20 protein-coding genes are annotated in these 23553 nt (G+C 45.3%); 13 read left to right on the top strand and 7 right to left on the bottom strand.

The window, feature by feature from the left end; genetic code table 11:
* Positions 1-52: 52 nt before the first annotated feature.
* From LDX50_RS11060 to LDX50_RS11050, 3 genes are read right to left on the bottom strand one after another with little or no spacing between them, the layout of a single operon-like run.
* Entirely contained in the window at positions 53-1228 is a 1176-nt protein-coding gene (locus LDX50_RS11060) for a prolipoprotein diacylglyceryl transferase (RefSeq protein ID WP_225698511.1), read from the bottom strand.
* Positions 1229-1278: 50 nt separating this feature from the next.
* A complete protein-coding gene (locus LDX50_RS11055) occupies positions 1279-1887 on the bottom strand; it encodes an RNA polymerase sigma factor (protein ID WP_225698510.1) in 609 nt (202 codons plus the stop codon).
* A complete protein-coding gene (locus tag LDX50_RS11050; RefSeq protein WP_225698509.1) occupies positions 1878-2909 on the bottom strand; it encodes a glycosyltransferase in 1032 nt (343 codons plus the stop codon). Before LDX50_RS11050 ends, LDX50_RS11055 begins: the two co-directional genes overlap by 10 nt.
* A 175-nt stretch (positions 2910-3084) precedes the next feature.
* Here LDX50_RS11050 and tgt point away from each other — a divergent pair, with 175 nt between their 5' ends.
* Genes tgt through LDX50_RS11035 form a run of 3 tightly spaced genes read left to right on the top strand, consistent with a single transcriptional unit; the run spans position 3085 to position 6200 of the window.
* On the top strand, positions 3085-4215 hold the full coding sequence (gene tgt, locus LDX50_RS11045) for a tRNA guanosine(34) transglycosylase Tgt (protein ID WP_225698508.1): 1131 nt from the start codon (positions 3085-3087) through the stop codon (positions 4213-4215).
* Positions 4216-5289, top strand: coding sequence for an LptF/LptG family permease (locus LDX50_RS11040; protein ID WP_225698507.1), 1074 nt, complete (start codon positions 4216-4218; stop codon positions 5287-5289).
* The gene (locus LDX50_RS11035) at positions 5289-6200 is read left to right on the top strand and encodes a DMT family transporter (RefSeq protein WP_225698506.1); all 912 of its coding nucleotides are present in this window, start codon (positions 5289-5291) and stop codon (positions 6198-6200) included. The genes LDX50_RS11040 and LDX50_RS11035 overlap by 1 nt, the downstream gene beginning before the upstream one ends.
* Here the strand turns inward: LDX50_RS11035 and ispE are convergent.
* Entirely contained in the window at positions 6192-6998 is an 807-nt protein-coding gene (ispE, locus tag LDX50_RS11030) for a 4-(cytidine 5'-diphospho)-2-C-methyl-D-erythritol kinase (protein WP_225698505.1), read from the bottom strand. The two genes, LDX50_RS11035 and ispE, sit on opposite strands and share 9 nt — an antisense overlap.
* A gap of 3 nt (positions 6999-7001) precedes the next feature.
* On the bottom strand, positions 7002-7814 hold the full coding sequence (locus LDX50_RS11025) for an enoyl-ACP reductase FabI (RefSeq protein ID WP_225698504.1): 813 nt from the start codon (positions 7812-7814) through the stop codon (positions 7002-7004).
* A 154-nt stretch (positions 7815-7968) separates the two neighbouring features.
* On the opposite strand from LDX50_RS11025, the gene murI reads away from it, so the two are divergent.
* The 10 genes from murI (at position 7969) to LDX50_RS10970 (ending at position 20757) form a co-directional block, all read left to right on the top strand.
* Positions 7969-8778 (top strand): glutamate racemase, encoded by an 810-nt coding sequence (gene murI / locus LDX50_RS11020; protein WP_225698503.1) that lies wholly within the window; start codon positions 7969-7971, stop codon positions 8776-8778.
* A 61-nt stretch (positions 8779-8839) separates the two neighbouring features.
* Entirely contained in the window at positions 8840-9922 is a 1083-nt protein-coding gene (locus LDX50_RS11015) for a complex I subunit 1/NuoH family protein (RefSeq protein WP_225698502.1), read from the top strand.
* An 81-nt stretch (positions 9923-10003) separates the two neighbouring features.
* Positions 10004-11956 carry a tetratricopeptide repeat-containing sensor histidine kinase gene (locus LDX50_RS11010; protein ID WP_225698501.1) on the top strand — a complete coding sequence of 651 codons (1953 nt, stop codon included), beginning with the start codon at positions 10004-10006 and terminating at the stop codon, positions 11954-11956.
* Between the two features lie 39 nt (positions 11957-11995).
* The gene (locus tag LDX50_RS30935; RefSeq protein ID WP_275951758.1) at positions 11996-12823 is read left to right on the top strand and encodes a 4Fe-4S binding protein; all 828 of its coding nucleotides are present in this window, start codon (positions 11996-11998) and stop codon (positions 12821-12823) included.
* Complete coding sequence (locus LDX50_RS10995) at positions 12816-13325, top strand: NADH-quinone oxidoreductase subunit J family protein (RefSeq protein WP_225698500.1); 510 nt, start codon at positions 12816-12818, stop codon at positions 13323-13325. Before LDX50_RS30935 ends, LDX50_RS10995 begins: the two co-directional genes overlap by 8 nt.
* Positions 13322-13627, top strand: coding sequence for an NADH-quinone oxidoreductase subunit NuoK (gene nuoK / locus LDX50_RS10990; protein WP_225698499.1), 306 nt, complete (start codon positions 13322-13324; stop codon positions 13625-13627). Before LDX50_RS10995 ends, nuoK begins: the two co-directional genes overlap by 4 nt.
* On the top strand, positions 13624-15714 hold the full coding sequence (locus LDX50_RS10985) for an NADH-quinone oxidoreductase subunit 5 family protein (RefSeq protein ID WP_225698498.1): 2091 nt from the start codon (positions 13624-13626) through the stop codon (positions 15712-15714). The genes nuoK and LDX50_RS10985 overlap by 4 nt, the downstream gene beginning before the upstream one ends.
* A gap of 4 nt (positions 15715-15718) precedes the next feature.
* On the top strand, positions 15719-17425 hold the full coding sequence (locus LDX50_RS10980; protein WP_225698497.1) for a complex I subunit 4 family protein: 1707 nt from the start codon (positions 15719-15721) through the stop codon (positions 17423-17425).
* The gene (locus LDX50_RS10975; RefSeq protein WP_225698496.1) at positions 17422-18861 is read left to right on the top strand and encodes an NADH-quinone oxidoreductase subunit N; all 1440 of its coding nucleotides are present in this window, start codon (positions 17422-17424) and stop codon (positions 18859-18861) included. Before LDX50_RS10980 ends, LDX50_RS10975 begins: the two co-directional genes overlap by 4 nt.
* Positions 18862-18870: 9 nt before the next feature.
* Positions 18871-20757 (top strand): amidophosphoribosyltransferase, encoded by a 1887-nt coding sequence (locus LDX50_RS10970; RefSeq protein WP_225698495.1) that lies wholly within the window; start codon positions 18871-18873, stop codon positions 20755-20757.
* A gap of 67 nt (positions 20758-20824) precedes the next feature.
* On the opposite strand, the gene LDX50_RS10965 is transcribed toward LDX50_RS10970, so the two are convergent.
* On the bottom strand, positions 20825-21841 hold the full coding sequence (locus tag LDX50_RS10965) for a glycosyltransferase family 9 protein (RefSeq protein ID WP_225698494.1): 1017 nt from the start codon (positions 21839-21841) through the stop codon (positions 20825-20827).
* A complete protein-coding gene (locus tag LDX50_RS31005; protein WP_225698493.1) occupies positions 21831-23528 on the bottom strand; it encodes a helix-hairpin-helix domain-containing protein in 1698 nt (565 codons plus the stop codon). Before LDX50_RS31005 ends, LDX50_RS10965 begins: the two co-directional genes overlap by 11 nt.
* Positions 23529-23553: the final 25 nt, after the last annotated feature.

The raw sequence follows: 23553 nt of genomic DNA, 5'->3' as shown, positions 1-23553 counted from the left end.
TTATATCAGATTTTCAGTTGGGTAACCCACCCGAATATCCTGAATAGGAAGGTTATTTAATGGTTTTTGGTTCCCGGCCACGCTTTAAAGCACGAAACAGTATGAATATTCCGGCAATGATTAGCGGGATACTCAGAATTTGTCCCATGTTGAACGTGAGATCCTCTTCAAATGCTACCTGGTTTTCCTTGAACAGCTCGTGTACAAAACGCAAACCGAATAAAATGATCAGAAATAGCCCCAGGAGCAACCCCTCCGGTAATTCACTTTTATAGTGAAACCAGATTGCGAACAGCAGGAAAAAGAGCAGCAAACTGGTGGCCGACTCATATAATTGTGTAGGATGTCGGACGATTCCATAAACCGGTACTGTGGCGCGAATCCTGTTATCCTCCAACTGTACCACCTCATAACCCTTGTACAGAATAGAATCATACATGAAGTGATCATTGAGATAATACCTGGAATCTGACAGGTACCTTGGAATATTATTCAGAACAAATCTTTCAACAGCATCCCTGGTATTCACATTGTCCTGCGGTTCATAGGTGAGAATCATATTGATCGGGACATATTGTTCATCGTTCGGAGGCAAATCTGCGATCCTTTGATAATCCACGTTCTCAATACCGGTTTGGGAGGGGCGTTCCAGGAATTCCCTGACGTCCTTTCCGAAAACAACTCCATAATTGCTGTGAGTGGGTTTACCGTAAATTTCAGAATTCATGAAATTTCCAAATCGGATCAGACATCCGGTGAGCGCGACAACAATCACAATTCGATCTACTACCTGTAAATAACTTTGGCCCGGCCGTTTGATCGGCGTAAATACGGGTTTAATCCCTTTAAAATGAACATCATATTTGCTGTAAAGCCACAGTGCAAACAAAATTCCAAACGCCGCTCCGTGGCTGGCAAGTCCGCCTTCCCATATCTTCAGAATCTCAATCGGGTTGGCCAGGTATTTATCCGGCTCATAGAAAAGCACATGGCCAAGACGGGCACCGATGATAGTGGCGATCACCATAAAGACCGTAAGTGTTTCAACATCCTTTTCAGGCTTATTTTCCCGATTATAGATATAAAACATTATCTGTTGACTGACGATAAAGCCTAAAGCAAACAGGAGTCCGTAATACCTAACAGGCCTGCCGCCCATCAGCGGGAGAAAATCAGGGAAATAAAAGAATTCGGGAAGGGTGTCCCAAATCAGGTAGGAGAGTAGCATTCTAATATTATTTTGCCCACAAGAATAAGCAAATCTGGACAGAATGCCTTTTACATATGCTCCTTTTTATTCTTTACAAGGTCATACAGGAGTTCACGGGCACGATGTAATTGCGCTTTAACAGTACCCAGTGGGGCGTCCAGCTCATCGGCGATTTCCTCGTAAGACAGTTCTTCAAAATAGCGGAGTCGTACCAGACGCTGATATTTAGGGGGTAGTTTGGTTACGAAAAGCTGAATGAGTTCAATTTTTTGTGTTTTGATGGCACGTTCCTGCGGGTTCAGATTATGATCCTCCACGTCAATGGTAACTGCGTCCCCGTTGTCATCCTGAAACGAGGTGTCGAGACTCATCGTTTCCAGTTTCTTCTTCCGGATGAAATCGATTGCATTATTGGTTGCAATTCTGAAAAGCCAGGTGCTGAATGTATAGTCCTTCTTGAAGCGATGAAGATTTTTGAATGCCTTCGCAAATGCTTCAATGGTAAGATCCTCCGCGTCATCAACATTACGAACCATTTTCAGGATCATGTGATAGACCGGGCGTTTATAACGCTCCATAAGTTTCGCAAAGGCCTGTTCGTCCCCGTTATTGACCGCATCATCAATGAGGTCAAAATCTTCAAGCGCCTTATCCGAGAACTGTTTTTTTATTTCCATCGGACTGTTTTTCTAAATGTAGCTGCCAAACCCATGACCGGATATAAGATGGCAAACAGCAAATCCATGGGTAAAACCTTCCCGGTGGAAAAAGGTATTTCGAGTTTTTGACATGTCCTTTTAAACGTTAACAGCAGAAAAAGGGTTCGTATAAAAAGCCCTGAAACACTGTAAACCCAACCCATTGGCTGGAAAAGAAGAATACCCATGAAGATATAACCAAATATATGCGATAAAGACAAAACAGCCAATAATCTGCGGGTTGCTGGTCGGTAATGCCGCCCAACGGATAAATGCCGCAATTTTTGGCGGTAATACTCCTTCCACGTCTTTTTGGGATAACTCCAGGTAAGGGCATCCCTGCCGATAACAACACTTGCCGAGTGAGGTCTTACATGCTTATTTACAAAAATATCATCGTCCCCCCCGGTCACATTACCATAACCCCGAAAGCCCTTTTGTTCCACAAAAATCTGCCGTCGATAGGCCAGGTTCCTTCCGACCCCCATATAGGGTTTGCCTGCGAGGGCCATTCCCAGGTAATGGATTCCGGTCCAGATGGTTTCATACCGGATGAAAAGGTTCAGCAGTCCGGGCCCCGGTGTATACATTGAAAACCCAAGCACGAAATCTTTAGTATCAGTGCCAGCCATCATTTGTCGTATCCACTGATCAGATTCAGGAAAACAATCGGCATCTGTGAGAAGTATCCACTCCTTGCGTGCTGCCATGATGCCTATCGACAGGGCATATTTTTTTCCATTGAGATTTGCGGGAAGGTGGTCCACCTTGGCCAGGCGAAGATGGCTGTATGTTTCCTGGAATGCGCGGATTACCTGACGGGTTTCATCTTCAGACCGGTCATCTACAATGATCACTTCATAGTGAGGATAATCCTGACTGCAAAGCGCAGGAATCAGCCTTTCCAGGTTATGCTCCTCATTCCTGGCACAAACTACCACAGAAACAGCAGGAGTTTGATCGTCATTCACAGGTTGATGCCGGGAAAAGGCCCTTAGCATCCGAATTAGGAAATATACCTGAATGAGGATGCAAATGTAAAATACCGTGAGAAGCAAGGGGTAGGGCATGGATTGAAAATAAGAACAAATATACTACAGGGGTTAATATGACAATATCCGGCAGGGATTTATCTTTTCAATGAAGGAACATCGTATAATCTGTTATTTTTGCTGGATGAAGTTTGATCTCTCCCATAAAGACAGCAAGTCTTCGGCACGTGCCGGCAGTATTACCACAGATCACGGAGTAATTCAAACCCCGATCTTTATGCCCGTTGGTACAGCCGGATCTGTGAAAGCTGTGCATCAGCGGGAGCTGAAGGATGATATTAAAGCACAGATTATTCTGGGGAATACCTACCATTTATATCTCCGCCCTGGCCTGGACATAATCGGGGAAGCCGGAGGCCTTCATAAATTTAATGGCTGGGATGGGCCTATTCTTACCGATTCGGGGGGATATCAGGTATATTCCCTTTCAGGTACGCGAAAGATCAAGGAGGATGGCGTCACGTTCATGTCGCATATCGACGGGTCACGGCATACTTTCACGCCGGAAAACGTAATGGATATACAACGCAGGATTGGTGCCGACATTATAATGGCTTTCGACGAATGCACGCCGTATCCGTGTGAGTACACCTATGCACGAGAAAGCATGGAGATGACCCATCGCTGGCTTGATCGCTGCTGTAAGCGCTTTGATGAAACGGAAAGTTTATACGGCTATCAGCAGACCCTCTTTCCGATCGTTCAGGGAAGTGTCTATCCCGATTTGCGGAAACAATCGGCAGAGGCTATTGCAGCATTCGGTCGGGAAGGAAATGCTATTGGCGGGTTATCTGTTGGCGAGCCGGCTGAAAAAATGTATGAAATGACGTCACTTGTGTGCGATATTCTGCCTTCGGATAAACCCCGATACCTGATGGGTGTGGGAACGCCTGCAAATATTCTTGAATGTATCGCCCTGGGTATAGATATGTTCGACTGCGTCATGCCTACACGCAATGCCAGGAACGGCATGCTGTTCACGACCCAGGGCATCATAAATATCCGAAATGAAAAATGGAAGAATGACCTGAACCCGATCGACCCTGAACTGGGAGGCTATGTGAGTACGTTTTATTCCAGGGCTTACCTGCGGCATCTGATACACAGTAAGGAAATATTGGGCGCGCAAATTGCTAGTATTCATAACCTGACTTTCTACCTTTGGCTGGTTGGACAGGCCCGGGAGCATATAATTGCGGGAGATTTTGCCATTTGGAAGGAAAAAATGACCAAAACAGTATCACAACGACTCTGAATGAAACTTATTGATAAATATATACTGAAAAAGTTTCTGAGCGCTTTTGTATTCACTGTACTCATCCTCGTTGCGGTGATCGTTGTGATTGATATCACCGAAAAACTGGATAAATTCAGCCGGTCTGAAGCGACATCATGGGAAGTGGTACAGTATTACCTTGATTTCGTTCCCTGGATTGCCAATCTGATCACGCCCATTACCACCTTCATCGCCACTGTCTTTGTCACTGCACAGCTGGCGGGCCGCACAGAGATCATAGCTATTCTTTCGAGCGGCGTCTCCTTTCGTCGAATGCTGATGCCCTATTTTATTGGCGCTTCGTGCATCGCTATACTTACTTTCGTGCTAAGCGGTTGGGTAATCCCGAATTCCAATAAACGGGCGACGGCCTTCGAAATGGAACACCTGGGCAAGGCAGAAAATCCGTCGTTGTCCAACATTCATCTGCAAACCACACCCGATACCTACCTTTATATCCGAACTTATAACAACGAATCGGATATGGGATTTGATTTTACCCTTGAACAGGTGGAAGGGACCGAGGTAATGGGAAAGCTTACCGCAAACCGAATGTCCTGGGATGAGGAACTGCAAAAATGGAAACTCACAAACTGGAAATATCGAAGTTTGGATTCGATGCGGGAAGAACTCAGTGAGGGACGGGAAATGGATACCTTGCTGAATATCCATCCGGGTGATTTTGAAAACATCTATCGCGCCTATGATGCGATGACACTGAATGAGCTCAACGAGCATATAGATAAACTCGTGATGCGCGGAGCAAGTGGTGTTCAGATCTATCTTGTAGAGAAGTATACGCGCTATTCAGCGCCATTTGCTGTACTCATTCTCACTTTTATGGGAGTTATTGTTTCTTCCCGGAAGACGAGGGGAGGGGCCGGTCTCAAAATTGCGATTGGATTTGTGCTGTCCTTTTTATTCCTGGTCTTTTTTCTGCTTGGAAAGACCTATGCCGAAGCAGGCTCAATGGATCCGGCTTTTTCGGTCTGGATCCCAAATATCATTTTCGCAGGAATTTCATTGGTCATGTATAGATATTTGCCACGCTGATGACTGCAACCCGGGATTATGTTCGTCTGCATGTGATCGTGCTGTTCTGGGGATTTACGGCGATCCTCGGAGCTTTGATTACCATTCCTTCGGTTGAAATTGTCTTCTACAGAACACTCATTGCCTTTATCGGACTGGGGATACTTTTAAAATTCAGGGGAAGATCATTCAAAATGCCACGCCGTTCTGCACTTCAGATATTAGGTACAGGCGGATTGATCGCGGCCCACTGGATCTTGTTTTTCGCCGCTGCCAGGGTGGCAAATGTTTCGGTTTGCCTTGCGGGAATGGCGACCTGCTCGCTGTGGACCAGCCTGCTGGAGCCATTATTCAATAAGAAGAAGATACTGTTTTATGAAGTTCTGCTTGGTTTACTCGGACTGATTGGGCTGTGGGTTATATTCCAGTTTGATTTCCAGTATAAGTGGGGTATTATCATGGCAGTTATTTCGGCCTTCCTGAGCGCACTCTTTACGGTAATCAACGGCAGTTTCACGAAACGTCATAATGCCTATACCATTACCTTCTATGAGATGATAGGCGCATGGCTGAGCGTCGTACTGTTTCTGCCGTTCTATCAGGCGTATCTCAGTCCTGATGGCTTACTTCACCTGGCTCCCGTTCCGCTGGACTGGCTTTATTTAATGATTCTGGCCATCATTTGTACAGTGTATGCCTACAGCGAATCGGTCGAGTTAATGAAACGTCTTTCTGCATTTATAATTAATCTTACTGTAAACCTGGAACCGGTTTATGGGATAATACTGGCACTTATCCTTTTTCCGGAAAAGGAAAAAATGCCCGGCAATTTTTACCTGGGCACAGGTCTCATTATTATTTCTGTTCTGTTGTATCCACTTCTGAACAAATATTACAGACGCAGATATCTGAAAGTTGATGGTTTACGCTAAGCGGCCCGTCCAGATGAAATAGCCCGATTTGGGCGCCGGTGGGGGTTCGCTATCAAAAAGACCGTAAACGGCGGAGCCAGAGCCTGACATGCATGCGTAAAATGCGCCATCATTGTAAAGGGAAGATTCAATCTCAGATAACTGACTGAAATTTTTATATGTTCCTTTACAGAAGTCATTGGTCAGCTTGTCTTTCCATAAACTCTTGTCAAGAGCCAGCAATTCCGCGACAGGCAGCCGGTTGTCGGCGGGTGTCAGGTTGGCAAAGGCCTGGGCTGTAGATATATGAATTCCCGGGTGAATGATCCGAATGTAGTTATCCGCGAGTGAAATATCTGCGGGCAGCAGGTCGGTTCCCCGGCCACTTCCGATCATGGGTTTGTTGTAAATGAAAAACGGACAGTCACTACCCAGAACCGCCGAATATTCACTCATTTCCACGGGTGACAGATTCAAATGGAAAAGATCATTCAGCAACCGAATGGTAAACGCACCGTCAGATGATCCACCACCCAGGCCTGCTCCCATCGGCACGATTTTATGCAAATGCATTTTTACGGGTGGAATATTGTACTTTTCCTTAAGCAGGGAGTATGCCCTTATGCAGAGGTTGGAATCCTCACCGCCGGGCACCTCAAGGCCGGTTTGACTGAATTCAAACTCTTTTGAGGGAATGGCTTCCAGTATGTCAGACAGCGGGACCGGATAAAAGCAGGTATCAAGGTCATGGTACCCATCGGGCCGTTTCCTCAGAACATGCAGCCCGAGGTTGATCTTAACATTTGGAAAAACAACCATCCATTATTTAGATAGTTCGGCAATGATTTCTTCAGTAATTCCCGAAGATGAGAATCCGCCATCATGCATCAGGTTTTGCATCGTGACCCTCCGGGTGTAATCTGAGAACATCATTACAATATAGTTCGCACAATCTTCTGCAGGGGCATTTCCAAGTGGAGACATCTTATCTGCATAGTCGAAGAATACATCAAATCCCGGTACACCGGTTCCTGCTGTGGTCATTGTAGGAGACTGTGAAATGGTATTCACACGCACTTTGCCATTCTTCGCAAAACGGTAACCGTAGCTTCTTGCGATGGATTCCAGTACAGCCTTGGCCTGGGCCATGTCACCATAATCAGGGAATGTGCGTTGTGCAGCAATGTAGGTAAGCGCCAGAATCGATCCCCACTCATTCATTGATTCCGTTTTTTCAGCGATCTGAAGTACTTTGTGGAATGATATCCCGGAAACATCCAGTGTCTTGAGAAACCAGTCATAATTGAGGTCCCCATAGTCTTTACCTTTACGAACGTTCGGACTCATTCCAATGGAATGAAGCACAAAATCAAGCTTGCCTCCAAGGGTTTCTTTTGACTGTTCGAAAAGAAGTGCAAGGTCTTCAAGGTTGGTGGCATCAGCAGGTATGATCTCCGCCTCGCATTTTTTTGCCAGGTCATTGATAGTTCCCATGCGAAGGGCGATCGGAGCATTCGTCAGAACGAATCTGCCTCCTTCCTCATATATTTTTTCAGCTGTTTTCCAGGCGATCGAATTTTCATCGAGTGCGCCAAAAATAATTCCTTTTTTTCCTTCGAGCAGTTGATGTGCCATGGTCAGATGAGATAAGGTTGATAGTAAGATTATTGCACAATATTACGAAAATACTCAATTATCACATCCCTTTGTTCAACCTTTACCCGGTGACGGGTTATTCACATGCTAAAGTGGGTTTTCTGAATTGGATTATTTGTATCACTTTTACGTCATGAACACCCGTGAACATCCTATCGGAATTTTTGACAGCGGCATTGGAGGACTCACTGTGGCACATGCCATCAAGGAGTTGATGCCACGTGAATCACTTATTTATTTTGGTGACACTGCTCATTTGCCGTATGGTGATAAATCTGAAGCGGCAATTCAGGCTTATTCGGTTAAGATAGCTGATGTCTTGTTACAGCGTGGATGCAAGGCAATCGTTATTGCCTGTAATTCAGCCAGCTCCTCGGCCTATGAGCTCCTGAAGGAATATGTTGGCAGCAAAGCCCTGGTGGTGAATGTGATCGATCCCATGATCGAGCATGTCAGGTCTAATTTCCCGGATTCCAATATTGGTCTGATCGGTACACGTCGTACTGTAGATTCAAAAATCTACGCCACAAGGATTGCCGAAGTGGCAGATTCAGTGCATTTATCATCGCTGGCCACACCCCTGCTGGTACCGATGATTGAGGAGGGTTTTTTTGATAACAGGATCAGCTCCGAAATTATTGCAACCTACCTCGATGATCCATCCCTGGCAGATATTCAGGCCATTATTCTGGGCTGTACACACTATCCGCTAATCCGGCAGCAGATTGATGCCTATTACGGGGGAGGGGTATCTGTTCTCGACAGCTCACTCATCACGGCCCTCCATCTGAAAGATTTACTGGAAGAAAAAGACATGTTGTGCGAAAAGTGTGAGGGAGAAGATGAGTTTCTGGTATCCGATTACACGGAGTCATTTCAGGCCTCAACACGCTTGTTTTTTGGTGAGAAGGTACGTCTGACAAATTATCGACTATGGGAATAAGTTTAGTGAATGTTTTTTTCTTTATTTGTATGCCATAGACGCGTGAGTAAAATTTTTTTTAATGTCTACGATCCTGTTTTTTCTGCCCTTTATACTTGCCTATACGGTTATTGCCGTGTATGCCGAAAGAAAGGTGTCTGCCTTTATCCAGGATCGTTATGGCCCGATGGAGACAGGTAGTTATGGCATTCTGCAGACCGTGGCAGATCTGATTAAATTATTGCAGAAGGAAGATATTGTTCCGGCCAAGTCAGATAAACCTTTATTTCTTGTAGCACCATTTGTTCTTTTTGCGGTTGTATTTACAGGTTTCTCTGTTCTTCCCCTGACGCCCACATGGAGCGGCGCTGCGATGCACACCGGAGTATTCCTGCTTCTGGCAATTGTATCACTGGATGTGCTGGGAATCATCCTGGCAGGATGGGGTTCCAATAATAAGTATTCACTTGTGGGCGCTATGCGCTCTGCGGCACAAATCATTGCCTATGAGGTTCCGTTAACTCTCAGTGTCCTTTGCGTGCTGGTAATAACCCAGACACTGGATTTGCAGCAAATTTCCTATATGCAGGGCACTTTAAGTGGCCAGGAATCGTTTCTTTTCGGAATCCGTTCCTGGGGAATTCGCGTCGACGAAATTGGCGGGATACTGATGTGGAATATCCTACAGGCTCCTGTTCTTCTCCCGGTTTGGGTCATTTTCTTCATCACAACGCTTGCAGAATCAAATCGGGCACCGTTTGATTTACCCGAGGCTGAATCTGAATTGGTAGCCGGATTTCAGACTGAGTACTCCGGGTTCAGGTGGTCTGTCATCATGCTTTCCGAATACGGGATGATGCTCCTGGTTAGTATTCTGGGAACAATATTATTCTTCGGAAGCTGGAATACTCCCCTTCCAAATATCGGTTTTGTTGCATTGGCTGATTGGACAACCGGTACCCCGGGAAGCTGGACATTGGAGGTATGGGCCATTTTTTGGCTGCTTACCAAATCATTATTCTTCGTATTAATACAAATGTGGGTGAGATGGACCTATCCCAGGGTCAGAATGGATCAATTGCTGGTTTTGGGATGGAAATACCTTACCCCGATGATTTTATTTTTATTATTCGTATGCGGTCTTTACCGTTTATTGATGGTTTAATTTTTTAATTTGAGAGTATTTGTCATCATATGGCTTTTAATTTTTTCGGCTGGTCCTGTTTTTACGCAGGATATAGACCGTTTGCGATCAATAATCAATGATCCAAATGCTGATATATCGGTCAGAACGAAAGCTACCATCGACCTGGCAGGCATCTATCATTACCAAAATCCGGATTCAGCTGAAAACATGCTCAAAAGGGCATTGAGATCGGCTGAACAGCAGCAGGATAGTATGAACATCGCGAGTGCCTACTATACCTACTCTCAAATCAGTTCAACAAAAGGTAATTTCAAGGAGGCTATGAAATATGACCTCTTGTTACTCGACATCGGTACGAAATTAAATAATAATAAAATCCGCTCGGATGCCCTGAATAACCTGGGCGAAGATTATTTTGATCAGGGTGCTTTCGGAATGGCCTATGATCATTACCAGCGCTCTCGAAAGCGGGCTATAGAGGCGAATGATTCCTTGCTTATCGCCATTACTACCTACAATGTGGGTAAGGTGTTGGGTGCGCAGGGGCAGCTGGACAGGGCTCGTTTTTATCTCGAGCGGTCTAAAGAAATCAGCACCAGCATTAACGATATTGAAGGGATTGTTTATTGTAACCTGAAACTGGCTGAAATCGAAATGGAGTCGGGAGATCTTGAACAGGCCCTGGATATCCTGATCAAAGCTGAATCTACTATCGAATCCAATAACTACCAGTCACTGAAGACAGAGGTGTACAGTTTGTTTGCAATTGCATATGAACGAAAGAAACAATACAGCAGCGCACTTACATACTATGATAAACTTGGGGAATTACATGATAATGTAGGAAATTACCTGGGATTGGGTGAAAGCTTTATTGGTAAGGGAAGTGTATGGATGGAGCTGGGCGATTTTACGCGTTCAAGATCATTTTTGGAACAGGCACTGAACATTGCCCGCGAAAAACAGAATAAACCATTGCTTCGTGATGTTTATCTTGAGCTTGCTGTTTTGAATGAGATTCAAGGCAACTACCGAGCCGCACACGATCTTCAGAAGAAGTATTATCAACTGAATGATTCCTTAAAATCCGAACAGCGTAATGAACAGTTTGCCAACATGCAGATCATGCATGAAACTGCACAGAAGGATGCAGAGATCCGGTTAATGAAGGAGCAGGAACAGCAGCAGCGCTCTCTGCTGGAAAGTGAGGAGTTTAAGAATAATATCCTGGTCGTAATCCTTGCTCTTGGTGCTGTTATCCTGTTTAATCTTCACAGAAGCAGTGTGAAGCGTAAAAAATCGAACAAGGTACTGTTGGCGCATCAGAAGGAGATAGAAGATAAGTCGAGGGAAATGGAGGGTCTCCTTTCCATGAAGGATAAATTCCTGTCGATTATTTCCCATGATTTGCGATCACCGATCAATTCGTTGCTGGGCACGATTGATATGCTCAATAAGGGTCACCTGACGGAGAAGGAATCCAGGGATTTAATGCTTTCACTCAAGAACAGATTGAATAATACCCGTAAGCTGCTGGATAATTTACTTGACTGGACGCTCATTCAGATGGATGAGATCCATATTAAGATGAAATCCATCGATCTTCATGAGATAGCCCAGGAGAATATCGATTTCTTCCACGAGACCAACGAGAAACATATCGTGTTTTTTAATAAAGTGAAAAAGAACACAATGGTATTGGCTGATCATAACATGCTCGAACTCATTCTTCGTAATCTTATCGTGAACTCAATAAAATTCACGCAGGAAGGCGGGTTCATTGAGATCGATACCGAAGTTGGTTCGGATAATATGCTCGTGATCTGTATATCGGATAATGGAATTGGAATGACATCTGAGCAGGCCGAAAAATTATTTGATACGACAGCACTCTATTCCACACCCGGAACTGCCAATGAGCAGGGTACTGGTCTTGGGTTGAAGCTTTGTAAGGAGTTTGTAGACCGAATGGGAGGGGCAATTTGGGTGGAAAGTACCAAGGATGAAGGAAGTGTATTTAAATTTACACTAAAAATACCTGATAGGCCCTGACAATTTTTTATCTTCGGTTCATAATCGAAGCATCGATATATGGGCAATTCCTACTGGAATAATATCAGGACAACCATTACAACTTTATTAAAGGGTCTGGGTCTGACCTTTCGTCATACTTTACAGGCCCGTCATACCCATACGAAAACCAGTATCTCAGATGAGGCATATTTCAAGGTACCCGATGGTATCATGACGATTCAGTATCCGCACGAGAGTATTCCGGTTCCGGATAATGGCCGTTACAAGCTTCACAACGAAATTGATGACTGTATCGTCTGCGACAAGTGTGCTAAGATTTGCCCGGTTGATTGCATTGAGATAGAATCCATTCGCGCCGTGGAGGAGTTTGGTAAAACCTCCGACGGGACATCCAAGAGAATTTACGCGGCGAAGTTCGACATCGATATGGGTAAGTGCTGTTTTTGCGGGCTTTGTACCACGGTTTGTCCGACCGAATGCCTCACGATGACGAAGTCCTATGACTTCAGTGAATTTGATGTCGAAGATCATACCTATTCCTTTGCAACGATGACCCCCCTGGAAATTCTGGAAAAGAAGAAGGAATTCGAAGAATTTCAGCAAAAGAAAGCCGATACGAATACCCCTGATCAGGCCACCACATCGAGCCCCAGACCGAAGATGACGCCTAAAATCCCTGGTGCAACATCCACTGCCGCTCCCGGAGAAAAAACAAAACCTGTTATCAGACCAAAGCCGGTCATGAAACCAAAGCCGGTTATGAAACCAAAACCGGTCATGAAACCAAAGCCCGTTATTGAGCCCAAGCCTGAAATGAAGCCCAAACCTGTTATCAGACCCAGGCCCATTATTCCGAAAAAGAAAAAAGACGACGACAATGAGTAATGTGCTCATGATCATATTCAGCTCGCTGGCAGCATTGTCCGTTACGTTCATGCTCTTTACCAGGAACATAATGTATGCGGCTTTCGGACTCGTAACAACACTGATCAGCCTGGCGGGAATATATGTGCTTTTCGGTGCTGAGTTTGTGGCTGTATCGCAGTTGATGATCTACGTAGGAGGGATTATTGTCCTGCTGCTGTTTGCTATCATGCTTACCCAACGAACGAATGCCGGCGTGTTAATTTCAGGTACTTCAAGGTTATTCATTGCTCCGTTCTCGGCTGCTGTGCTGCTTATCTTACTGGGTTCCCTTCTTTGGAAATTCCCACTTGCACCAAAGGCTGTGGAATCTGATGACCCGATCGGTGAGCTCGGTATTCGGCTCCTTTCGGAACACCTGGTATCCATGGAGCTCATCGCAATGCTGCTTCTTGTAGTATTGATCGGTGCAGCAACGATTGCGGGAAAGTTTTATATCACTAACAGAAGGAGGACGTCATGAATCTGAATGTGTTGCTGCTCCTGGGTGCCTATATGTTCTGTGCCGGACTTATTCTGAGTATAACCCGCAAAAATGCAATCATGATTCTGATCGGCATTGAACTTATGCTCAATGCCTCGAATCTCAATTTCATAGTATTCAGCCAGCAGGCAGATAATGTTCTGGATGGGCAGTTATTCTCACTTTTTGTGATTGTGCTGGCAGCGGCAGAGGCAGCTGTGGGACTGGCTATAATAGTTCAGATGTACCGTAAATTCCGGACAACAGAATTGGATCGTGTAAACTCAATTCAAAAAGGATGACACCTCAGAATGATGCGTTAATCGTTACCCTTGCGCTGTTGGTAGCTCTGTTGCCACTGACGGGGGCGGTTATGCTGATTCTGGTTTCCCGTCTTTTAAAAAGGACCATCCCTTTTTTGCAAACCTTATTTCTTTTTGGAGGTTTTCTGGCGGCTGTATCCCTGCTTTATCTGCAGGGTATCAACCCCGAATCTGTTTTTCATACCAGCATTACCTGGTTTAAAGCAGGGGATGAGATATTTACTGTTGGATTGCTGATCAATGGCGCAGCAGCTCTGATGGCCGTTGTGGTAACACTGATCGCCACCCTTGTCAGCCTCTACAGTCAGGTTTATATGCACGCTGCGTCTGGTCAGCTTCGCTATTATGCAATGATCGGCTTCTTTACATTCAGTATGCTGGGAATAGTCCTGGCTGATAATCTTATCATGATTTTTATTTTCTGGGAGCTGGTGGGTCTGGCTTCCTACATGCTCATCAATCACGAGTACAAGCAGGACATCGCCAATAATGCGTCCAAGAAGGCGTTTATTGTAAACAGGATTGGTGATGCAGGATTTCTGATCGGGATTGCTGTCCTTTGGATGTTCTTTGGAACGGCGGATCTCCAGGAATTGACAATCCGGATGCAGGAATCTGAATTGATGAACGGAACCTGGCAATGGTCGGGTATATCATTACCCGCCTCACTTCTTACCCTTGCCGGAGTTGGTTTATTCATGGGTGCCGTGGGTAAGTCGGCTCAATTTCCCTTGCAGGTATGGCTGCCCGATGCCATGGCCGGACCAACCCCTGTGTCTGCCCTGATCCATGCAGCAACAATGGTGGCTGCCGGTGTATTTCTGCTTTCGAGGATCTTTGTTTTGCTCGGATGGGATGTGTTTCATGTTATTGCAGTTATCGGATCTGTTACCGCGTTTATGGGTGCCGTAGCTGCCCTTACACAAAATGACATCAAGCGCGTACTGGCGTATTCCACCATCAGTCAGCTCGGTTATATGGTAATGGGAATGGGTACAGGATCTTATGATGCAGCTATGTTTCACCTGCTTACGCATGCCTTTTTTAAGGCCGGGCTCTTTCTGGCTGCCGGTGCGGTGATTTATTCACTTCATCAGTTTGAGGCTCAGACCAACATTCATTTTGACGTACAGGATATGCGCCAGATGGGCGGCCTGCGTAAAAAAATGCCGGTCACCTTTATCGCCTATCTCATTCTTTCCATGGCCCTCATTGGATTGCCACTCTTCAGCGGGTTTCTTTCCAAAGATGCCATCATCACAGGTGCTTTTGCCTGGGCGGGTGAATCACCTTCATGGAAACATCTTGTCCCGATCGCAGGCCTGGTTACAGTGGCACTAACAGCATTTTATATGGTTCGTCAGCTTCTGCTGGTCTTCTTCGGTGAATTCCGGGCTGGATTGACTTCTTATCAGCCTACAGATCCGCCAGTATTGATGAGGGGTATCCTGATCTTTCTGGCATTGATGTCATTTGGCCTGGTCTGGTCATTTAATCCGTTCGATGCATATAGCAGCACTATTTTTATGGCCCTCCGGCCACCTGTACTTGCAGCCCCGGATATTCCCGCGGGATTTCAGTCGATGCTGCTCGAACAGACACATCATTACCATGTCCTGATTTCGGTTTTCTCAATCGGCATGATCATCGTAGGATCCATCATTGCACTGCGTAAATTCAGGGCTTCAGGCCCCTATGTAGCAGGATATCAAACCATGCCAGGCCCCGCGGACTTGCCGGGAAGGATATCCCTTAATAACTGGTATTTAAATGAAATTTATGCAAAGGCCGTGGTGGGGCCGCTTCTAAAGATATCAGATGTCCTGCGATGGCTGGATGCCCGGGTAATTGACAGGATAATCGATTCTATTGCTGTCGGATATGTTATCCTGTCTAAAGTGGCGGGGTGGTTCGACAGGACGATTATCGATGGATTTGTGCGGATGGTTGCCGGCATTGCACGGCAGATCGGACAGCTTACCTCCGGGTTATTAAAAGGAAATGTTCAATATTATGTTTTAGTTGCCTTATTTGGCGTGATAATTATTATTTGCTTTGTAATTTGACTTTATGATAACGGATTACCTTCTGAGTCTGTTGATCTTTCTTCCCATTACCGCATCGGTGGTAATGCTAATCCTTCCGAAGGAATGGGACCATTCCTTTAAATGGATTGCGCTGGTTGTAAGCCTTCTTCAGGCAGTGCTGCTCATACCTGTGTTCAATGGCTTCGATCCTTCATTGTCGGATCCGGGATCTATGAGTGGCTTTCAGTGGCTTGAATACAGGGAATGGATCAATTTGGACCTGGGTAATCTTGGGATTCTTTCTGCGCATTATTTCCTCGGTTTGGACGGACTGAATGTCTGGATGGTTGTACTCAGTGTGCTCATTCTCCTCGTAAGTGTAATCGCTTCCTGGAAGGTGAAAGACCGGAGAAGAGGATATTTTGCCCTTTTCCTACTCCTGAATGGTGCCATCATAGGATGCTTCACATCGCTGGATTTTCTGCTGTTCTACCTGTTTTTCGAATTTATGCTGCTTCCGATGTTCTTCCTTATCGGATTATGGGGCGGTCCCCGAAAAGATTATGCAGCCATCAAGTTTTTTCTTTATACGTTGTTTGGATCGGTTCTGATCCTGATCGTAATGATCGCACTTTACCTTTCAGTAATCGACCCGGTTTCCACCGCCGGTGAACTGATGGTAGATGCCGAAACAGTGCAGATTCTGCTGAAGAACGGAGAAATTCCGGCCAACCGCATCGTACATACTTTCAATATGATTTTCATGACTGATCCGGGAAATATTATACCCGGCAGTTTGCTTGATAAATTCAACGAAACCGTATTTGTCGGACTATCTCTTAGAATGTGGGCATTTCTTCTGGTATTCGCCGGATTTGCCATTAAGGTGCCGCTCGTACCTGTTCATACATGGCTCCCGGACGCACACGTGGAGGCTCCCACGGCAATCTCGGTAATTCTTGCCGGCGTGCTTCTGAAGGTGGGAGGTTACGGCATGATCCGGGCTGGCTACTTCATTTTTCCAGACGGAGCCACGCACTTTGCATGGCTTGTTGCACTGCTTGGGGTCATCAGCATAATTTATGGAGCCATGAATGCCCTTGCCAGTAAAGACCTGAAAAGACTGGTTGCATATTCATCGGTTTCCCATATGGGCTTTGTTGCGCTCGGCATTGCATCGAACACCGCTGAGGGAATCGGTGGCGCGATTTATCAACTTTTCAGTCATGGTATTATTTCTGCGGCGTTATTTATCCTGGTGGGAGTGATTTACGACAGGACTCACGACAGATCCATATCTAATTATTCCGGACTGGCTTCAAAAATGCCGGCATTTACAGTACTTTCCGTATTGTTCTTTTTTGCCTCCATGGGTTTACCGGGTATGTCTGGTTTTATAGCTGAAATCCTTGTTCTTCTCGGTGCCTTCGCATCCCAGTTGGTGAACGGATTTGTGAGCCGAACCTACGCGGCCATTGCTGTCCTTGGGATGATTCTAAGTGCTGCTTATTATTTATGGACATTGCAGCGAATGTATTTCGGTGAGTTTTTTGTTCGGAAATCCGGTGCCAGCCTGCCGGATCTGGACCGGCGTGAATATGTGATGCTCATTCCACTCGGCATTCTTGCGATCGTTTTAGGTATATTTCCTTCGTTGTTTCTCGACTGGATAAACCCAATGATCAACTCAATGATCGATTTGATTAGCGTTCATGCGAAGGAATTGTTAATGACCAGCAGGGGAGTATGAAGGGCGTAGCACAAATTCTTGATAATCTTACAAACCTGCTGCCTTTCCTGTTGCCCGAAGTTGTGCTGGCAGTAACTATACTTTTGGTCACTGTTTCAACGCTAAAAAGAGGCATTCCACATCAGGTCGCGCATATTATTGGAATTTTAGGAATTCTTGTCTCGCTGGTACTGAGCCAAATGAACAGCACTTATCTTCCGGGAGATTGGTTCACATTTGATGAATCGGCAATTTGGTGGAAGACATTGCTGGATTCGGCTGTTGTGGCAATCCTCCTGTTTCGCACATCACGGCATTTGAGAACGATCTCCGGTGAATACGTGATTATTACACTGATGATGTTACTGGGGGCCCATTTCCTCGTGATGGCGAACCATTTATTTCTGGTTTACCTTTCAGTTGAAATAATGTCCCTTTCGGGTTACATGCTGGTAGCGTTGCCATTATTTCGAAAGAATATTGATGCGGGATTTAAATATCTCGTTTTCGGGGCTGTTTCATCCGCATTGATGCTGTACGGGATTTCACTGTTTTATGGATTGGAAGGAAACCTTTCGTTGGCTGTCGCCAATTCCCTGAGTGATCATTGGTCAACCCCGCTTGGCTACACTGTGCTGGTATTAATCAGTTTTGGCCTGATGTTCAAAGTGGCCGCTGTACCGTTTCATATCTGGGTACCCGACGTTTATGAAGCTACGCCGATGCCGGTAATTACGCTTTTATCGACCGTTCCAAAAGTAGCTGCCATAGCATTTCTGTTGAGATGGACTGATTTTTTAACAGAATCAATGTATGTTACCGCAATCCTGGCTGGTCTCTCGATGCTTGCCGGAAATTTCGGAGCACTCCGGCAACAACATATGAAACGGATGATGGGATTTTCGGCCATTGCGCATACCGGCTTCATGCTGGCAGGTTTACTGCTGGTACGGGATAATCCGGCGTATGTGTACTTCTATGCTGCGACCTATGTTCTGATGACCGTCGGTGCATTTCATTTGTTGAATTATTATGAAATCAGGTTTGGAACTGAAACACTGGAAGACATGACAGGTGCCTCTGCTGTGTCGGGCTGGAAAACCGTGAGCATGGTCATCTGGATGATCGCACTTACAGGTTTGCCGCCAACCGCCGGATTTACGGCAAAACTGTTCCTCTTTGGCGGACTGGCGGAAATTTATTCGGTACTGGAAGACAGTTACATTCTCTGGCTACTGCTGTTTGCAGTCGTTAACGCTGTTATATCGCTGGCGTATTATTTGAAGATTCCGTATTACATGATCTTTCGGAAGAGTGAGGCGCAATTGTGGTCGGCGGAAAAAATATGGACAAAGGAGAATTTTTTGGGAACAATTTTAGTTTTAGCCGTATTAATTATATTCTTTAAACCCGAGTGGTTGATGGGATCGATCAATAGTATTAGCTTTGTACCTTAAATATATGCAATGAGCGAGCAGATCAAGCATGAATGTGGTATCGCAATGGTTCGTTTGCGAAAGCCGTTAGCCTACTACATTGAAAAATACGGGACTCCCGCCTACGCTGCCAACAAGATGTATATCCTGATGGAGAAACAGCGAAACCGGGGTCAGGACGGGGTTGGAATTGCAAATATAAAGATAGATCAGAAGCCAGGACTCAGGTACATCAGCCGCTATCGATCAATCGATCAGGAACCCATTAAGCGAATTTTTGAGAAAATTGCCAAGAAATATAAGCGCGCCAGGAATGAAGGCGGGGAACGTTTCTATGATGAGCAATGGATGAAGGAGAATTGTGCCTTTACCGGTGAGGTGTGGCTGGGCCACCTGCGGTATGGTACACACGGAAAGAACAGTATTGAGAATTGTCATCCTTTTTTGCGTCAGAATAACTGGAGAAGCCGAAACCTCGTTGTTGCAGGAAATTTCAACATGACCAACGTGGATGAGCTTTTTGATATTCTCGTTCGGCTGGGGCAGCACCCAAAGGAAAAAGTGGATACGGTAACCGTAATGGAGAAGATCGGTCACTTCCTCGATGAAGAGAATAACGAGATCTTCAGGAAATACAAGGATGAGTATTCAAACCAGGAGATCACCGAGGTCATTGAAAGCGAGATAGATCTCCAGCGTGTTTTGAGCCGGGCCTGTAAAGATTTCGATGGAGGGTATGCGATGGCCGGAATGGTTGGGCACGGGGATGCCTTTGTGGCAAGGGACCCGAATGGAATTCGCCCTGCATATTTTTACAAGGATGATGAAGTCATCGTAGTGGCATCTGAAAAGCCCGCAATAAAAACGGCCTTCAATGTCGATTATGAGCAAATAGAAGAGATCAAACCTGGTCATGCTTTGATCATGAAAAAGAATGGGGAAGCAGATCAGTTTAAATTTATTGAACCGGGCACTAAGACCTCCTGCAGTTTTGAACGGATTTACTTTTCCAGAGGAACGGACCCTGATATTTACCAGGAACGTAAACAGCTTGGAAGATTGCTCGTACCACAGGTATTAAAGGCGATTAACTTCGACCTGAAGAACACAGTCTTCTCATATATTCCAAACACGGCGGAAACAGCATTTTTAGGACTTATGTCGGGTATGGAAGACTACCTGAGTGCTCTTCGCAAGGAAGTTGTCCTTGAAAAGAAGCCTGTCATGGATTCACTCGAGGATTTTCTTACGTTCAGACCACGAGTGGAAAAAATTATCCTGAAGGACGCGAAGCTGCGTACATTCATTACCGATGATAACTCGCGCGATGAGATGGTTGCCCATGTTTATGATACAACATATGAGGTGATCAGGAAAGGGGTGGATACATTAGTGATCATGGATGACTCCATCGTTCGCGGGACTACCCTTGAGAAAAGCATCCTTACGATGCTGGCACGCCTTGAACCCAAGAAGGTTGTAATCGTATCTTCTGCTCCTCAAATACGCTTCCCTGACTGCTACGGCATCGATATGTCGAAAATGAGTGAGTTCGTCGCTTTTCGGGCCATGGTAGGGCTGATCAAAGACCATAATAAGGAGCATCTGCTCGGAGAGGTTTACGAACGCGCCAAGTGGGCACTGGAAAAAGGCGAAGCTATCAATCATGTAAACACATTGTATAATGAGTTTAGCGTAGAAGAGATCTCTGCAAAAATTGCCGAGATAGTTAAACCTGAAGAAATGACGGCGGATCTTGAAGTTCTGTACCAAACCGTTGAAAACCTCCACGAGGCTTGTCCGAACCACCTGGGCGACTGGTATTTTACAGGGAATTTTCCTACCCGTGGCGGTATGCGCGTGGCAAACCGGTCATTTGTGAACTACATGGAAGGGAAGATGGTGAGAGCCTATTGATAGTCAATAGTCAGCCCGCCTCCAGGAGGGCAGGCCTGCCTGCCGGCAGGTAGTCAGTAGTGATTGGTTAGGGGAGGTAGAAGTCGAAAGTTACCTCATTCATGCATTTGAAATGTCCTTTCGGACATTTATTGTAGCCGATTTTACTGCACGGGCGGCAATTGATCCGATTATTTTCGAATACGGTGAATCGTGTCCTGTAGGGGTACATGCCAAATAACGGAATCGTATTGCCCCATATGCTGAAAATCTCTTTTTTAAATGCAGCAGCAATGTGCATCAGGCCTGTGTCATGACTGAATACATACCTGGCCTGTTTTACCAGTGATGCCGATTCATTGATTGAGAATTTTCCGCAGGCATTATAGATGATCGTTTTTTTATTTAATTCCAGCAATCCCTCCTCAAAAGGTTGGGATTGTTCATTTCGCCCGAAGAATTTCACAATCTGATCACCGGTTTCTGCATCTTCCTTTCCTCCCAGCAGAATGATCGGCTTGTTAATTTTATCACATAGTTCAATAAGCCGGTTCAGCGGAAGCCGTTTTGTTGCATGCTGTGCTCCGATTGCAAATGCCACATATTCCCTCCGGAAGGCATCAGGAAGCCTGCTTAGAGATACATTCTCGTCATCCGGGATGAAATAATCCAAACCAAGATTATCCATTTTTATCCCCAGGGGAGCAACGGTGTCCATATAGCGGTCAACAATATGTCGATTTGGCAGCTTATTGATCTTCAGGTTGACCATCAGCCACTTTTCCAGGTTAAGCTTATTAAAAGCCCTGCCATCTGTCTTTAGACGGGCTTTAATTATGCGGGTGCGTAAATTATTATGAAGATCCACCACATAATCGAAATCTTCCTGCCTGAGTTGCTGTATCAGGGCAGACAGATCATCATCAAGCAAGTGGATCTTATCGATATATGGATTTGCCACAAGTAAGGAATGAAAAGCCTTCTTGGTACAAAAATGGACTTCAGCATCATCCAGTTGTGTCTTTAGGTTTCGAATGACCGGAGTGGTAAGTACAATGTCGCCAATCGAAGAAAACCGGATGATAAGGATTTTTTTAATGCTCATGACTTACTTTCTGTATGCTTTTTGCTTTACGCTCGCTGAAAAACCTGGTGAGCTCATCAGCAGGTAGCGAAGTAAGGTTATCGGCGGGTGTTACCAGGCCTTTTCGAGCCGCCATAACACCAAACTTAACATCATTAATCCCTTTAATGTTGTGAGCATCCGGATTAATACTGATTTTAATATTGCGTTCAAGTACTTCAGGAAGGTATGACCAATCTATATCAAGTCGGCGCGGATTTGCATTAATCTCAATACTAACTCCGTTGTCACGGCAGGCATCGAGTATCGTTGGCATGTGCAGGGGATAACCCTGCCGGCGCAGCAGAAGCCGTCCGGAGAGATGACCCAATATGGTAGAGAAGGGGTTTTCAATCGCTTTTACAAGTCTTGCCGTCGCGGTCTTGATGTCCATATGAAGAACTGAATGCACTGAAATAATGATAAAGTCAAAACCCTCAAGAAATTCATTGGTATAATCAAGTGAACCGTCACTCAGGATATCACATTCAATCCCCTTGAATATTTTAAAATCAGGATATTCCTGCTGGAGTTGATCGATTTCCCTGAACTGGTCCTGAACACGGTTTTCAAATAACCCGTTAGCGTAAAAAAAGGATGATTTGCTGTGATCTGTCATGCCAAGATAGGAATAGCCGGCTTTGCGGCAGGCTTCAACCATCTCTTTGATGGAATACTGTCCGTCACTATAGGTACTGTGTGCATGCAGGATTCCCCTGATATCGTCTTCAGCAATCAGATTCTCTATTTTTGACGGATCGGCATGCAGTATGTCCGGGGCTATCCTTACATCAGGTGGAATGAACGGATATCCTGCTTTTTTATAGGCCGCCTCCTCATTTGAAAATTTATATGGGGCAGTACCCAGGCCTAATGCTTTCAGGTGGTTTTCCGGCCCGGTTGTCCGCATTTTTTGAATTTCAAAGTGAGCCGGATCAGCTTTACGGAAGCGCAGGTGCATACCGGAAGGTTCATGTATTCCGCGCCAGTTGAACGGACTTGATCGCTTTCTGTCCATGGCAAAATCATCGATGCCGCTGATTTTTTCGAAAACATCATCCTTGTCTTCAACCAAATAGCAAAACTCTGATATAATGAGGTCCCGCCTCCGCAAGGCACCTGTCTCACTTATTTTATATTCCTTTAACTGATCTGAAAACGTCCTGATTATCGATTCGCTCCAAGTCAGGGCTTCTGAGATCAGCAGCTTGTGTTTATTGTTCAGGTAAAAATCCAGTGATTCTGTCACTTGTTGGATGGTTTTTTCGCCGAAGCCCTTCACACTGCTTAGTTTGCCCGCCTCAATTGCCTCTTTCAAAGCAAGTGGAGAAGTAATATTGAGTTCCTTCCAGAGTAGTTGAATTTTTTTTGCGCCGACCCCGGAGATATTAAGTAATTCAACGACGCCTTTGGGAGTCTCATCCAGGAGTTTACGCAATTCAGTACTTTCATTCTCTGCGATAATCTCGGCAATCTGCTCAGCAATACTTTTTCCGATTCCCTTGAGCCCCTGTAATTCTTCGGGACTCATGTCTTCCAGTTTGCCCGTCACACGTTCCAGGTTGAAAATGGCGTTATTAACAGCACGTACCTTAAACTCATTGGCTCCATTGATTTCCATAAGTGAAGCGGTCCTGCGTAATAATCTGATAATTTCCTTGTTTTCCACGTGCGCGGTATGGTTATTGATGTTA

This window comes from Fulvivirga sedimenti (assembly GCF_020328055.1).
Note: the sequence above shows the minus strand (reverse complement) of the source record. Positions and strands in the feature narration are given on the sequence as shown.